The organism is Micromonospora lupini str. Lupac 08 (genome assembly GCF_000297395.2).
Classification (GTDB): Bacteria; Actinomycetota; Actinomycetes; order Mycobacteriales; family Micromonosporaceae; genus Micromonospora; species Micromonospora lupini.
Window position 1 is genome coordinate 6,698,567 of record NZ_HF570108.1, and the last position, 14,049, is coordinate 6,712,615.

Annotated in this window: 12 protein-coding genes and 1 pseudogene; 5 read left to right on the plus strand and 8 right to left on the minus strand. The window is 72.0% G+C overall.

Annotated features, from left to right (window positions below; genetic code table 11):
- Positions 1-26: 26 nt before the first annotated feature.
- Positions 27-971, minus strand: a complete 945-nt coding sequence (locus MILUP08_RS31780) for a Ppx/GppA phosphatase family protein (RefSeq protein WP_007465649.1) — start codon at positions 969-971, stop codon at positions 27-29.
- An 80-nt stretch (positions 972-1,051) separates the two neighbouring features.
- Here MILUP08_RS31780 and MILUP08_RS31785 point away from each other — a divergent pair, with 80 nt between their 5' ends.
- Complete coding sequence (locus MILUP08_RS31785) at positions 1,052-1,849, plus strand: DUF3109 family protein (protein WP_039909071.1); 798 nt, start codon at positions 1,052-1,054, stop codon at positions 1,847-1,849.
- A gap of 4 nt (positions 1,850-1,853) precedes the next feature.
- Here MILUP08_RS31785 and MILUP08_RS31790 read toward each other — a convergent pair whose 3' ends face one another.
- A complete protein-coding gene (locus tag MILUP08_RS31790; protein ID WP_007465653.1) occupies positions 1,854-2,432 on the minus strand; it encodes a TetR/AcrR family transcriptional regulator in 579 nt (192 codons plus the stop codon).
- Between the two features lie 600 nt (positions 2,433-3,032).
- Here MILUP08_RS31790 and MILUP08_RS31795 point away from each other — a divergent pair.
- Positions 3,033-3,686: an NADPH-dependent F420 reductase gene (locus MILUP08_RS31795; protein WP_007465659.1), complete on the plus strand. Its 654-nt coding sequence runs from the start codon at positions 3,033-3,035 to the stop codon at positions 3,684-3,686.
- Between the two features lie 61 nt (positions 3,687-3,747).
- Here the strand turns inward: MILUP08_RS31795 and MILUP08_RS31800 are convergent, their stop codons facing one another.
- Both MILUP08_RS31800 and MILUP08_RS31805 read right to left on the minus strand, forming a co-directional pair.
- Positions 3,748-4,431 (minus strand): response regulator transcription factor, encoded by a 684-nt coding sequence (locus tag MILUP08_RS31800; protein ID WP_039906992.1) that lies wholly within the window; start codon positions 4,429-4,431, stop codon positions 3,748-3,750.
- A gap of 23 nt (positions 4,432-4,454) precedes the next feature.
- Positions 4,455-5,714, minus strand: coding sequence for a sensor histidine kinase (locus MILUP08_RS31805; protein WP_420329277.1), 1,260 nt, complete (start codon positions 5,712-5,714; stop codon positions 4,455-4,457).
- Between the two features lie 224 nt (positions 5,715-5,938).
- On the opposite strand from MILUP08_RS31805, the gene phoU reads away from it, so the two are divergent.
- Positions 5,939-6,592: a phosphate signaling complex protein PhoU gene (gene phoU, locus MILUP08_RS31810; RefSeq protein WP_007465665.1), complete on the plus strand. Its 654-nt coding sequence runs from the start codon at positions 5,939-5,941 to the stop codon at positions 6,590-6,592.
- Positions 6,593-6,642: 50 nt separating this feature from the next.
- On the opposite strand, the gene MILUP08_RS31815 is transcribed toward phoU, so the two are convergent.
- Positions 6,643-7,410: a phosphoglyceromutase gene (locus tag MILUP08_RS31815; protein ID WP_007465667.1), complete on the minus strand. Its 768-nt coding sequence runs from the start codon at positions 7,408-7,410 to the stop codon at positions 6,643-6,645.
- Between the two features lie 153 nt (positions 7,411-7,563).
- Between MILUP08_RS31815 and MILUP08_RS31820 the strand changes: the two genes are divergently transcribed.
- Together MILUP08_RS31820 and MILUP08_RS31825 are read left to right on the plus strand one after the other, a co-directional pair.
- Entirely contained in the window at positions 7,564-8,847 is a 1,284-nt protein-coding gene (locus tag MILUP08_RS31820) for an MDR family MFS transporter (protein ID WP_007465669.1), read from the plus strand.
- 117 nt (positions 8,848-8,964) lie between these two features.
- On the plus strand, positions 8,965-10,245 hold the full coding sequence (locus tag MILUP08_RS31825) for an MFS transporter (protein WP_007465671.1): 1,281 nt from the start codon (positions 8,965-8,967) through the stop codon (positions 10,243-10,245).
- 374 nt (positions 10,246-10,619) lie between these two features.
- On the opposite strand, the pseudogene MILUP08_RS37350 reads toward MILUP08_RS31825, so the two are convergent.
- The 3 genes and pseudogenes from MILUP08_RS37350 to mshA all read right to left on the minus strand — a co-directional run.
- Positions 10,620-11,309: pseudogene (locus MILUP08_RS37350) on the minus strand (hypothetical protein); the annotation flags it as partial.
- Between the two features lie 681 nt (positions 11,310-11,990).
- Positions 11,991-12,512, minus strand: coding sequence for a type III secretion system chaperone family protein (locus MILUP08_RS31835; protein WP_007465676.1), 522 nt, complete (start codon positions 12,510-12,512; stop codon positions 11,991-11,993).
- A 134-nt stretch (positions 12,513-12,646) separates the two neighbouring features.
- Positions 12,647-14,011: a D-inositol-3-phosphate glycosyltransferase gene (mshA, locus tag MILUP08_RS31840; RefSeq protein ID WP_007465679.1), complete on the minus strand. Its 1,365-nt coding sequence runs from the start codon at positions 14,009-14,011 to the stop codon at positions 12,647-12,649.
- Between the last annotated feature and the right edge of the window lie 38 nt (positions 14,012-14,049).

The following is a 14,049-nucleotide window of genomic DNA, read 5'->3' on the forward strand; positions in this document are numbered from 1 at the left end:
AAACCGCCCGTAACCCGGCAGCCCGGTCAGATCGGTTCGAGTTGATCGAGTCGGCGGAGGATGACCCCCTCCCGCAGGGCCCACGGGCAGATGTCAAGCGAGTCCAGGTCGAGCCTGCGCATCACCGCCTCGGCGACCACCGCGCCCGCCAGCAACTGGTGGGCCCGGCCCGCACTGACCCCCTCCAACTCCATCAACTGGGTGGGCGGGATGTGCCGGATGAAGCCGATGACCTGCCGCAGACCGGCACGGGTCAGGCTGCGCCGCGTCCAGAGCCCGGCCCCGGACGGCGCCGCGCCGGCCAGTCGCGCCAGGGTGCGGAACGTCTTCGAGGTGGCCACCGCCCGTCCCCAGCCCACCTCGGTCAACTGGTCGACGACCTTGTCCAGCCGGCCGTCCACGTACTCCCGCAGCTTGTCGACGGCCTCGGTGGACGGCGGCGTCGCGCTGTCCGGGTCGACCCGCAGCCGCTCCCTGGTCAGGCGGCCGGCGCCGAGCGGCAGCGAGATCGCCGCGTCCGGGTCCTCGTCGATCCCGGCGGCGATCTCCAGGGAGCCGCCACCGATGTCGAGCACCAGCAGGCGCCCCGCCGACCAGCCGAACCAGCGCCGCACCGCCAGGAAGGTCATCCGCGCCTCGTCCGCGCCGGAGAGCACCTCCAGGCGTACGCCGGTCTCGTCGCGCACCCGGGCGAGCACGTCGGCCGCGTTTGTGGCGTCGCGTACCGCCGAGGTGGCGAACGCGATCAGGTCGTCGGCCTCCAGCCCCGTGGCCGCCGCCTTGGCCATGCCGACCGCCTTGACCAGGCCGTCCGAGCCGGCCTCGGTCAACGCGCCGTCCGGGCCGATCTGCTCGGCGAGACGCAGGACGACCTTCTCCGAGTGCGCCGGCCAGGGGTGCGCGCCGTGGTGCGCGTCGACCACCAGCAGGTGCACCGTGTTGGATCCGACGTCGAGGACACCCAGTCGCATGGTGAAGACCCTAGGTGCAACACGTTCGTGCGGCTCGCCGGCCTGCCGACGTCACCGCGCGTACGCTGGTCCGGGTGACGATGGAGCTGCGCGTGCTGGTGGACGATCCGGGCGATCCGCGCAGCCGCGAGGTGCCGCTGGACTTTCCCCGGGAGTGGATCGAGTTCGCCGACCCGGCGGACGAGACCCACCTGATCCGGGCCGACCTGACCTGGCTGCTCTCCCGCTGGACCTGCATCTTCGGGCGGGGTTGCCACGGCATCATCGCCGGCCGGTCGGCCGACGGCTGCTGCTCGCACGGGGCGTTCTTCACCGACTCGGACGACGAGAAGCGTGTCCGCAACGCGGTCAAACGGCTCACTCCGTCGACCTGGCAGCACTTCCGGCGCGGTTTCAAGAACTGGACCGACGAGGACACGATCGACGGCAAGAACCCGGCGCGCCGCACCGCCACCCAGGGCGCCGACGGGCCGTGCGTCTTCCTCAACGACGCCGACTTCGCCGGCGGCGGAGGGTGCGCGCTGCACGCCCAGGCGCTGCGCGACGGGGTGCACCCGCTGGAATACAAGCCGGACGTCTGCTGGCAACTGCCGATCCGGCGGGACCAGGACTGGGTCAAGCGCCCCGACAACTCCAAGGTGCTGGTCTCCACGCTGTCCGAGTTCGACAGGCGCGGCTGGGGCGCCGGCGGGCACGATCTGGACTGGTGGTGCACCTCCTCGACGGACGCCCACGTGGGCACCGAGCCGATGTACCTCTCCTACGGGCCGGAGCTGACCGCGCTGATCGGCGCCGCCGCGTACGAGCGGCTGGCCGAGCTGTGCGCGGCGCGGGTCAAGCAGGGCATGGTCGCCCCGCACCCGGCCGACAATCTCTAGCTGGTCAGCGCAACGCCGCGTCGACGAGCGTGCGGGCGCTGCGCCGGGCCGCGTCGGCGTTCACCGGATCGCCGTCCAGCACACCGCCGGCGAGCCCGCCGTCGAGCAGCAGGGTGAGCTGCCGGGCGAGCAGCTCCGGGTCGGCGGCGCCGGCCTGCCGGGCCAGCTCGGTCACCCACGCCCGGACCACCGTCTTGTGCTCGACCGTGCGGGCGTGCACCGCCCCGCCGGCCGGTGACTCGGCGGCCGTGTTGATGAACGCGCAGCCGTGGTAGCCGTCCCGCCGACAGGCGCCGGCCAGCGCGTCGAACATCCCGACCAACTGGTCGCGCGGCTCGTCGCCGGCGTCCCGGGCCGCGGCGCGCAGCGCGCCGAACCACGCCTGGTCGACCCGATCGAGGTACGCCAGCACCAGGTCGTCCTTGCGCGGGAAGTGCTTGTAGAGCGTCGCCTTGGCCACGCCCGACTCGGCGATGACCGTGTCGACCCCCACGCCGCGCGGGCCGTGGGCGTAGAAGAGCCGGAACGCGGTCTCCAGGATCCGGTCCCGGGCCGAGCCGGCCGGTGTGCGGTGGGCAGGCATCGGTACTCCCTCGACGTGCTGGCGGCGGGCCGATTCTACAGACAGCTCCGTCTACTGCTGCCGTCCGAGCCCCTCGCCCGGCCGCCCGCCCACCCCGACGAGTACCCGCGCCCGCGCCCGCGATACGGCGATGCCGACACCCCGGCCGACGCCCCCAGGGGCGGCGCTGCTCGACGAGCGGGCCACCTTCCGAGGCAGCGGGGCTGAACGGCGCCCGCAGCGGCAACCGCCCGTCCCGCTGGCTCCACGCCGCCTCCAACCCCCGCAACACCCCCGTCCCCAGCAGCCCAGAGGTATGGGCCGCGACTCCTTTGGAGCTGATAGCGCCGACGTCATCGGCAGATCAATAGTCCGAGACATCTGGCGGATGGCTTGGTTTGAGATCAACGGCGGAAGAGTTGTTTGTGATCAACGGCTGATTCGTTTGCGGCATCAGCTCCAAAGGCTCCGCAGCATGCCCGGCCGGCACGGGCCGGGCCGGGCACAGGCCGGGCCGGGCCACCTTTGAGCCGTCAGGGACAGCGAGTAGACAGACCTGTCTGTTAGCCTGCTCGCAACCGGCGCGACGCCACTCCGCGCCCGAGTGGAGGATCGATCGACATGCGCATCGCAGTTCTCGGCACCGGCTCGGTCGGCAGGACCATCAGCGCCCGCGCGGCGGAGTTGGGCCACCAGGTCACCATCGGCACCCGGGACGTCGCGGCCACCCTGGCCGGCGACTACGCCGCCTGGACCGCCGAGCACCCTGAGGTGGGCCTGGCAACCCAGGCAGACGCGGCCGCAGGCGCCGAGCTGGTGGTAAACGCCACCAGTGGCAGCGGCTCCCTGCCGGCGCTCACCGCGGCCGGCGCGGCGAACCTGGCCGGCAAGGTCCTGCTCGACATCGCCAACCCGCTCGACTTCAGCGCAGGCTTCCCGCCCACCCTGACAGTGCAGGACACCGATTCCCTCGCCGAGCAGATCCAGCGGGAGTTCCCGCAGGCCAAGGTGGTCAAGTCACTCAACACGCTTACCGCCGAGCTGATGGTGCGACCGCGCCAGCTCGCCGACGGCGCGCACAGCGTGTTCGTCTCCGGCGACGACGCGGAGGCCAAGCGGATCGTCACCGGGCTGCTCGTCAGCTTCGGCCACACCGACGTGATCGACCTCGGCGACCTCTCCACCGCCCGGGGCACCGAGATGCTGATGCCACTCTGGCTACGGCTCTACGGCCGGCTCGGCACCGCCGACTTCAATTTCAAGGTCGTCCGCTGAGCGGCCCCCGACAGCCCGAAGGGGGCCCACGCCGAGCGTGGGCCCCCTTCGGGTCGGCCGATCACGGCTCGAACTTGTACCCCAGGCCCCGCACCGTGACGATGAAGCGCGGCGCCGACGGCTCCGGCTCGATCTTGGAGCGCAGCCGCTTGACGTGCACGTCGAGTGTCTTGGTGTCACCGACGTAGTCGGCACCCCAGACCCGGTCGATGAGCTGACCGCGGGTCAGCACCCGGCCCGCGTTGCGCAGCAGCAGCTCCAGCAGCTCGAACTCCTTGAGCGGCAGCTGCACGGCCCCGCCCTCGACGGTCACCACGTGCCGCTCGATGTCCATCCGGACCGGTCCGGCGGCCAACGTCGGGGCGCCCGCCTCGGCCACCTCCGGGCTCTGCCGGCGCAGCACCGCGCGGATCCGCGCGACCAGCTCCCGGGGAGAGTACGGCTTGGTGACGTAGTCGTCGGCGCCGATCTCCAGGCCGACCACCTTGTCGATCTCGCTGTCCCGCGCGGTGACCATGATGATCGGTACGGCCGAGCGCTGCCGGAGCTGCCGGCACACCTCGGTCCCCGACATCTCGGGCAACATCAGGTCGAGCAGCACGATGTCGGCGCCGGTTCGGTCGAACTCGGTGAGGGCATCGGTGCCGGTCGCGGCGACCGAGACCTCGAAGCCCTCCTTACGGAGCATGTACGACAGGGCGTCGGAGAACGACTCCTCGTCCTCGACCACCAGAACGCGGCTCAACGGGGATTTCCTTTCCATTGCTGTCAGACCTGCCGAAGCTCGGCCGGATCGGCCTCGATCCCAACCGGCGGCAGTGTCGCCAGCAGGTCGTCAGGTGGGCTGGCGGGCAACCGTAGGGTGAACGTCGATCCACCCCCAAGAGTGCTCGACACCTCCACCCGACCGCCATGGTTGCTCGCGATGTGTTTCACGATGGCCAGGCCGAGCCCGGTGCCACCGGTAGCGCGCGAGCGGGCCTGGTCGGCCCGGTAGAACCGCTCGAAGATCCGGTCCACGTCGGTCGGGGCGATGCCGATGCCCTGGTCGGCGACCGCGACCTCGACGTGTTCGCCGTCCCCGCGGAGGGTGACCCGCACCGCGGTGTCCTCGCCCGAGTAGTTGATGGCGTTCTCCACCAGGTTCGCCACGGCCGTGGCGAGTTGGCTGTCGCTGCCGTACGCGGTGAGGCCGCGCTGGCCGTCGACAGTCACCTCGACCCCCCGGGCGGCAGCCGTGGTGCGGGTGCGGTCGACCACCTCGGCGATCACCCAGTCGAGCGCGACGGGTTCCGGTGGCGGCTGCGGCTCGGCGCCCTGGAGCCGGGTCAGCTCCAGCAGCTCCTGCACCAGCCGGCCCAGCCGGGTCGACTCGTGCTGGATCCGTTCGGCGAACCGGCGGGCGGCGACCAGGTCCTCGGAGAGGTCGGGTACCGCAGCGTCGGCCGGCTCGGTGGCGTCCAGCAGCGCCTCGGCGAGCAGTTGGAGCGCACCGATCGGTGTCTTGAGCTCATGGCTCACGTTCGCCACGAAGTCACGTCGGACCCGGGTCAGGCGGTGCGACTCGGTCACGTCGACCGCCTCCACGGCGATGAAGCCGTTCCCGAGGCCCATGGCGCGCAGGTGCACGCCCAGCGGGTTCTCCCCCGCGCTGTCGCGACCCCGCGGCAGGTCCAGCTCGATCTCGCGCCGCACGCCGGTGCGGCGCACCTGGCCCGCGAGGGTACGGATCAACGGGTGCGCGGCGATCGAGCCCGGGGTGCTGCCGGTACGCAGCAGACCCATCGCGCGGGCGGCCGGGTTGATCAGCACGGGCACGTCGTCGTTGTCCAGTACCACGACACCGGCCCGGAGCGAATCGATCGTCCGGCGGCCGAGCCCGGCCTGCTGCTCGTCGGCTATCGCGGGCCTCCCCCTGCTCCAGCGGGAGCTCGCGCTGCCCGTCGACGTGGAGCGGCCGCGCGCCGGCAGGAACCGGGGCAGCAGAAGGCCGACGACCAGTCCGGTCGCCAACGCCACGGCCACCACGACCGCCACCGCCCACTCCACCCGGCGATCGTAGGGTCATTGTTAACCTGGCTACCACACAGAACGGGACGAACCACCCGCACTTCGGGAAGTGTTCACCCCCACGTCTGGCGTCGTTCACCGTGGTTCATCCGGGATCCGTTCGCGCGCCCTACCGTTGGCGTCGCACCTGCTCAACCCCTGCGCCGGCACCCGTCGGCGGCGACCGACCACAGGACGTGATGATGCGCGACGAGTTCCGGGCCGACCTCCAGATCGTCAGCCAACTGCTGGTGGACATGGCGGAGGGCGTCCGCGCTGCCATGCGCCAGGCCACCCGGGCCCTGCTCACCGCCGACCGGCAGGCCGCCGAGACGGTCATCGAGCGGGACGCCGAGATCGACGACCTCTACCGGCACGTCGAGGAGCGGGTGTGTGACCTGCTCGCCCGACAGGCGCCGGTCGCCTCCGACCTGCGTGCCATGATCACCGCGCTGCACGTGGCGGCCGACCTGGAGCGGATGGGCGACCTCGCCGACCACGTGGCGAAGACCGCCCTGCGCCGCCACCCCTCGCCCGCCGTACCGGCCGAGCTGCGGACGATCTTCACCGAGATGGCCGACATCGCCGACCGGATGGCGGTGAAGATCGGTTCGGTGCTGGCCAAGCCCGACGTCGACCTGGCCGGTGAGCTGGACCGGGACGACGACGCCATGGACGAGCTGCACAAGAGCCTGTTCTCGGTGCTGCTCGGCGACGACTGGCCGTACGGGGTGGAGACCGCCATCGACGCCACCCTGCTGGGCCGCTTCTACGAGCGCTTCGCCGACCACGCGGTAAACGCCGGCGAGCACGTGATCTACCTGATCACCGGGGAGAGCACGCCCACCGGCAACTGACAGACGTCGGAAAAGGGGCCCCCGCGTCGCGGGGCCCCTTTTCTCTGCTCTCAGCGGCCCTGGTTGGCGACCGCGGCGGCGGCTTCCTTCGCCGCCGTCGGGTCGAGGTAGGTGCCACCCAGGGTGAGCGGGCGCAGCTGCGGGTCGAGGTCGTAGCGCAGCGGGATGCCGGTCGGGATGTTCAGCTTGGCGATCGCCTCGTCGGAGATCTGGTCGAGGTGCTTCACCAGGGCGCGCAGCGAGTTGCCGTGCGCGGCCACCAGCACCGTGCGGCCGGCGAGGATGTCCGGCACGATCGAGTCGTACCAGTAGGGAAGCATCCGCTCGACGACGTCCTTGAGGCACTCGGTGCGCGGCATCAGCTCGGTCGGCAGCAGCGCGTACCGCGGGTCGCCCACCTGCGACCACTCGTCGTCGTCCGCGATCGGCGGCGGCGGGGTGTCGTACGACCGGCGCCAGAGCATGAACTGCTCCTCGCCGTACTCGTCAAGGGTCTGCTTCTTGTTCTTGCCCTGTAGGGCGCCGTAGTGCCGCTCGTTGAGCCGCCACGACCGGCGCACCGCGATCCAGTGCCGGTCGGCGGCGTTCAGCGCCAGCTCGGCGGTGCGGATCGCCCGGCGCATCACGCTGGTGTGGACGACGTCCGGCAGCAGGCTGTGCTCGCGCAGCAGCTCGCCGCCGCGCCGTGCCTCGCCCTCGCCCTTCTCGGTCAGGTCGACGTCCACCCAGCCGGTGAAGAGATTCTTGGCGTTCCAGTCACTCTCGCCGTGCCGCAGCAGGACCAGCGTCCCGACGGTGGGCCCCTCGCTCGCAGTCATGCGGATCATCCTGCCTCAACCCCGTAGCGGACACGCGGGCACCCGTCGTGACGACCACCACGTGATAAAGCGGGTGACCTGCGAATCCGGCCGCCACTAGGGTTGTAAGGCGCTGTAGTCACATCGGTCATTACTTGCAAGCGGGGGCACCACGTGCGGACGATGCGGAGCTGGTTCCGGGACACCACCGGCGGGCTGCCGGCCACCTTCTGGTACCTGTGGTCGGGCACCCTGATCAACCGGCTCGGCTCGTTCGTCCTCGTCTTCCTCGCCATCTACCTGACCCAGGAGCGGGGCTTCTCCGCCTCGCAGGCCGGTCTGGTGATCGGCCTCTGGGGCGTCGGCGGGGCGGTCGGCACCACCGCCGGCGGCACCCTCGCCGACCGGTGGGGCCGCCGGCCGACGCTGCTCACCGCGCATGTCGGCGCGGCGGCAATGATGCTCGCCCTCGGGTTGGCCCGGGACCTCTGGGCGGTGGCGCTGGGAGCGCTGCTGCTCGGCATGTTCGCCGAGGCGGCCCGGCCGGCGTTCGGGGCCATGATGATCGACGTGGTGCCGGCCAGGGACCGGCTGCGCGCCTTCTCGCTCAACTACTGGGCGATCAACCTGGGCTTCGCCTGCGCCGCCGTCCTCGCCGGCCTGGCCGCGCAGGCCGACTATCTGCTGCTGTTCGTGGTCGACGCGGGCACGATGCTGATCACCGCTCTGATCATCTTTGCCCGGGTACCGGAGACCCGCCGTGGCGGGTACACGGTCGCGGCGACGACCGCCCCGCGCGGCGCCCTGCGCACGATCCTCACCGACCGGGTCTTCCTCGGCTTCGTGGCGCTGAACCTGTTCGCCGCGATGGTCTTCCTCCAGCACATCTCGATGCTGCCGATCGCCATGGGCGACTCCGGCCTGAGCCCGGCCACGTACGGCTCGGTGATCGCGCTCAACGGCCTCCTCATCGTCGTCGGCCAGCTCTTCGTGCCCCGGCTGATCCGGGGCCGGAACCGTTCGCACGTGCTCGCGCTCGCCGCCGTGGTGATGGGTGTCGGGTTCGGGTTGACCGCGTTCGCCGGCAGCGCCTGGTTCTACGGGCTGACGGTGCTGATCTGGACGCTCGGCGAGATGCTGAACTCGCCGTCCAACTCCACGCTTATCGCCGAGCTCTCCCCGGCCGAGCTGCGCGGTCGCTACCAGGGCGTGTTCGGGCTCTCCTGGCAGATCGCCGGGGCGAGCGCCCCGATTCTCGGCGGTCTGGTGCGCGAACACGTCGGCAACGCCGCGCTCTGGTTCGGCTGCGCCGTGATCGGCGTACTGACGGCGGTGGCCCACCTGGCGTCCGGTCCCGCCCGGGAGCGACGTGCCGTCGCGCTGCGCCACGCCGCCGACGCGTCCGCCCCGGTCGGCGACCGCCCCGCGGCGCCGCAGCCGGCCGAGGCGGCAGCCTGAGCCGGGCGTGACCGCTGAGACGTACGGCTCATGATCGGGGAACCGACTGGCGCAACCCGGCCCGACTTTCTACCGTCCAGGAGAAACGGTTAAGAAAGTAAACTGTCGGGAGGTCGGATGCACGCCCTGCGGCGCCTGTGGCACGACACCGCGGGCGGGCTACCCGCCACCTTCTGGTACCTGTGGGCGGGACTGCTGATCAACCGAGCGGGCGCGTTCGCCATGCTCTTCCTGTCGCTCTACCTCACCGACGCCCGGGGAGCCAGCGAGTCGGTGGCCGGCACCGTGGTCGGGGCGTACGGGGCCGGCGGGGCGGCCGGCGTCCTGCTCGGCGGGGTACTGGCCGACCGGTGGGGCCGCCGGGCCACCCTGCTCGCCGCCCACCTGGCCACCGCCGTCCTGATGGTGGCGCTTGCCTTCAGCCGGCCCCTGCTGCTGATCGCGGCGCTGTCCGCGCTCGTCGGCGTGGTGCACTCGATGCCCAGCCCCGCCTTCGTGGCGGCGATCGTCGACGTGGTGCCCGCGCAGCGTCGCTCGCGCGCGTTCAACCTCCAGTTCTGGGCCTTCAACCTGGGCATGGCGGTCGCGTCGCTGCTCGCCGGGGTGCTGGCCGAGGCGAGTTTCACCGCGCTGTTCCTGGTCGACGCCGCCGCCACGCTCACCGCCGCCGCCGTCATCGGCTGGAAGGTGCCGGAGACCTTGGGACGGGCCACCGGCGTCCCGCCGGCCGGCCCCCCGACGGCCGATCGCTCCCCTCGAGAGGGGCTGCACACCGCGCTCACCGACCGGACCTTCCTGGTCTTCGTCGGGCTCACCTTCGTGCTGGCCGTACTCACCCTGCAGACCTCGACGATCATGCCGCTGGCGATGCGCGCCGACGGTCTGGGGCCGTCGGCGTACGGGGCGGTGGTGGCACTCGGGGGCGCGCTGATCGTGCTGGGGCAGCTGTTCGTGCCCCGGCTGATCGACAGGCACCGCAAGGACGTCGTGCTTGCCGTCTCCACGGCCCTGCTGGCGATCGGCTTCGGCGTGCTCGCCGTCGCGGACGACCTGGGGGTCTACCTCGGCGCGGCGGTGGTCTGGACGGTCGGCTCGATGCTCGCCGCGCCGCCCAACGCGCAGATCAACGCGGATCTGGCACCGCCGCACCTACGCGCCCGGTACCAGTCGGTCTTCTACCTGACGTTCCCGGCGGCGGCGTTCGTCGCACCCACGCTGGGCGGTGTGAGCCTGCAACACCTCGGCGACCGGCACTGGCTGATCGTGGGCGGGCTGGGCCTGCTGGCCGCGCTCGGGCATCTGCTGGCCGGGCCGCCCCGCGACCGGCACGTCGCCGCGCTGCGCAGGGACGCCGGCCGGGAGCCGGCGCCGCGCGTGGACCGCGTCCGGACGGGCTGATCGACCGTACGACGGCAAAGCGCCCACCCTGTCCCGAAGGTCATGGTGGGCGCTCGCCGGTGGGGCCGGCGGCGGCGGGCAACACTCACCCCCGTAAGCATCGCCCGCTCGCGCCGCCGGTCCAAACAGGTGGGCACCGTCCCCCAACGGTTGGTCCACCCGTCCCATCGCGCCTCGCCTGGTGCGCGGATCTGATCGATCCGCCGCTCCCCCGAACGTTTCCAAGCGTGGCGCGGTGCAATAAAGCTAGTTCGGCCGGATTCTGGATTCAACCCAGATGGGTTGTCTCGCCGGTCACAACTGGCGAGTATCCCCAGCTCGGGCCTCGGTCTGTGGCAACAGCCGGGTACCCGTCGGGCATTCCCGCAAACACGTCAGCCGTCCTCACGATCGGGTGACTCGGTCCGGAAGAAGTTGCTCTGCCGGCCGTCGCGCATCTGCTCCTGAAAGATCAGGTTCAGCCGGCGCAGGTCGAACGTGTAGAACCACTCATCCCAGGTGATCTCACGAATCCGGCTGCTTTCCCGGTATCCGGGGATGTTGAAGGTCAACACTCCGGCCCGACCGTCCCGCTCGGTGCCCGCGATGGTCGCCGGCTTCGCGCCGCGCTCCGCCGCCCAACGCTTGATCACCTCGTGATTCGCGGTGATCAGGCTTCGTCCCGGCCGCTCCGGCCGGTCCGCGATCGACGAGATCACCTGCGAGCTGCGGACCGACCGTCCGGTGCCCCGTCCGGTGCGGATCCCACCGGCCGCCATCCCACCGGTCGCCGTACCACCGGCCGCCGGCCGGCTCGCCGTGGCCCGCTTGGCCGGCGTCGCCCGCTTGGCCGTGGCCCGCTTGGCGGGTGCCGCCCGCTTAGCCGGTGCCGCCTTCGCCGTGGCCCGCTTGGCCGGTGCCGACCGCTTGGCGGCCGGTCGCGACGGCGCCTTCTTCGCGGGCGCCTTCCGCGCTGGCGCGGTACGCGCGGAAGTCGACGTCCTGCGTGCGGCTGTCGACTTCGCCGCCGCTGTCGTCTTCTTCGCCGCAGCCGTCTTCTTCGCCGCGGCCGTCTTACGGACCCCCGTCGACGTCCGTGCGGTGGTCGTCCGCTTCGCGGCTGTCGACCTGTTCGCGGCGGTCGTCTTCTTTGCCGCGGTGGTCCGCTTCGCAGCGGTCGTCTTCTTCGCGGCGGCCCGCTTCGCGGGGGCGCTCTTGTTCGCGGGCGCGGCCTTCGCGCGACTCGGTACCGCCCTCGACGCCGACTTCTTCGTCGCTGCGGCCCGACCGGCCGACGCCCTGGTGCCGGCGGCCCGACCAGCCGGTCCGGTGCTGCGTCGACCCGCGCCACCGGCGTCGGAACGCAGCGAGCGCACCAACTGTTTCACCAGGTCGGGCTTGCGCAGCGCGGAGATCCCGGAGACCCCGCGTTTGCGCAACTGCCCGCGGATGTCGTCCACCCGCATCCGGGAGATCTCCGTCTCGGAGACCCCGGGAGTAGCCGGGCTCTGGTTGCCTGCCTGCCGTTTGGTCCTGGTCGCAGTCCCGCCGCGACCTGAGCTGTTCCGCTGAGCCATGGGACGCTCACGCTCCTCGACACTCCGTCCTCGGCGCGCGGGGGTCCCTATGCCGCACCGCGCGGTGCGGCATACCCGTCAGGAGCGGTCCGAACCTCCAGCGACGAACCAGCTCGAACCGGAGTCGGATCAGGCCACAAGCCGGCCGGGGGCACTGGGCGCAGGCCGCGCGGGAGGGCTGGCGGGGCGTCAGGCGGGGTCGGGGGCGGGGCCCGTGCCGGACGGCTCGAAGAGGTGGGCGAAGGCGGCCAGGTTCGCGGTCGACTCGCCGCGCTTGACCCGCCACTCGTACTCGCGCCGGATGGAGCTGCCGAAGCCGATCTCCAGCATGGTGTCGAAGGACTCGTCGGAGTAGGTAAGCACCGAACCGAGCAGCCGGTCCAGCTCGTCGGCGTCCACACCGGCCGGGTTGACCCGCCCGGTCAGGTACACGTCGCCGACCGCGTCGGTGGAGAAGGAGACCCCGTACATCCGGGCGTTGCGTTGCAGCAGCCAGGCCCACAGCTCCTCGCGCCGCTCGTCGGGCTGGCGCATGACGAACGCCTCGATCCGCAGCGCGTGCTCGCCGACGATCAGGTTGCAGATCGTCTTGAGCTTGTGGGTGCCCGGCAGGGTGACCGCGTACGAGCCGGGCCCGGTGGACTCCCAGGCCAGGTCACGTTCGGCACAGACCGACTCGATCAGGGTCGCAAGATCGCTCTTCGGGCTCACCGGACCCACTCTACGACCGCCCCGGCCCGCGCACCGGATGACGACCGCCGCGCGGTCACCACCGGCACCACCGCCGGGCGGTCACCCACCGGCACGGCCCGGGCGCGGTCACCCACCGGCACGACCGGCGGGCGTCACCAGGAGCAGGAGAGGGCGGGGCCTCCGGCCAGGTCGGCAGCGAGGCGGGCCCGGCGCGCGGCGATCGCCTCGCCGTAGACGTCGAGCAGGTCCGCGACGGTGCGATCCCAGGAGAAGTGTCGGGCGTGCTGCGCGGCGCCGCGGGACAACCTGGCCCGCAGGGCACGGTCCGGCAACAGGCGGCCCAGGGCGCGGGCCCAGTCGACCGGGTCGTGCCCGTCGATGAGCACCCCGCTGCCCTGGTCCCGGACGGCGGTGACCAGGCCGCCGACGGCGGCGGCCAGCACCGGCGTACCGCAGGCCTGGGCCTCCAGGGCGACGAGCCCGAAGGATTCGTTGTGCGACGGCACCGCGACCAGGTCGGCCGCCCGGTACAGGGCCGGCAGGTCGTCGCCGGTACGCGGCGGCAGGAAACGGACCCGGTCGGCGACCCCGAGCGTCGCGGCCAGCTCGATCAGGGCTGTCGGCCGGTCCAGCCCACTGCCGCTGGGCCCGCCGCAGATCACCACGGTCACCTCGTCGGCGAGGGCCGGATCACGCTCGCGCAGGGCGGCGATCGCACGGATGAGCACGTCCGGCGCCTTGAGTGGTTGGATCCGACCGACGAAGGCCACCACGTACCCGTCGACCGGCAGGCCCAGCCGGCGGCGGGCGGCACGGGCGGCCACGAACCGGTCGCCCGGCGCGGGCCGGAACCGGGCCAGGTCGACGCCCGGCTGCACGACGGAGACCTGGTCGGGGTCGGCGTCGTACCGCTCGACGAGGTCGCGGGCCTCCACCCGGGTGTTGGCGACCAGCCGGTCGGCCTCGGCGACGACCTGCTCCTCGCCGATCACCCGGGCCTTGGGTTCCGGCCGGTCGTCGGCGGCGAGCTGGGCGTTCTTGACCTTCGCCAGGGTGTGCGCGGTGTGCACCAGCGGCACTCCCCAGCGCTCCTTGGCCAGCCAGCCGACCTGGCCCGACAGCCAGTAGTGGGAGTGGATGAGGTCGTAGTGCCCGGGTGGGCGGGACGCCTCGGCGCGCAGCACCCCGGCGGTGAAGGCGCAGAGCTGGCCGGGCAGCTCCTCCTTGGTCAGCCCTTCCAGCGGGCCGGAGGTGATGTGCCGGACCTGCACGCCGGGGGCCATCTCGACCACCGGGGGGAGGTCACCCGAGGTGGCCCGGGTGAAGATCTCCACCTCGACGTCGGCCTCGGCGAGCCGCCGGGCGACCTCCAGGATGTAGACGTTCATCCCGCCGGCGTCGCCGGTGCCGGGTTGGTGCAGCGGGGAGGTGTGCACCGACAGGGTGGCGATGCGGCGTGGCCGGGGCCACGGTCGGGCACCTCGCTGACGACCGACGCCGGTGTGCAGTTCCGCCACGTCCGCTCCTTCAGTCACGGTTAATGCCGTCTCGCACG

What these genes read in the sequence shown, in the direction of transcription:
- MILUP08_RS31795 (WP_007465659.1), top strand. Translation starts at nt 3,033, where the DNA reads ATGCGCATCGCAGTTCTCGGCACCGGCTCGGTCGGCAGGACCATCAGC.
- MILUP08_RS31785 (WP_039909071.1), top strand. Translation starts at nt 1,052, where the DNA reads ATGGAGCTGCGCGTGCTGGTGGACGATCCGGGCGATCCGCGCAGCCGC.
- MILUP08_RS31790 (WP_007465653.1), bottom strand. Translation starts at nt 2,432, where the DNA reads ATGCCTGCCCACCGCACACCGGCCGGCTCGGCCCGGGACCGGATCCTG.
- MILUP08_RS31825 (WP_007465671.1), top strand. Translation starts at nt 8,965, where the DNA reads ATGCACGCCCTGCGGCGCCTGTGGCACGACACCGCGGGCGGGCTACCC.
- phoU (WP_007465665.1), top strand. Translation starts at nt 5,939, where the DNA reads ATGCGCGACGAGTTCCGGGCCGACCTCCAGATCGTCAGCCAACTGCTG.
- MILUP08_RS31815 (WP_007465667.1), bottom strand. Translation starts at nt 7,410, where the DNA reads ATGACTGCGAGCGAGGGGCCCACCGTCGGGACGCTGGTCCTGCTGCGG.
- MILUP08_RS31780 (WP_007465649.1), bottom strand. Translation starts at nt 971, where the DNA reads ATGCGACTGGGTGTCCTCGACGTCGGATCCAACACGGTGCACCTGCTG.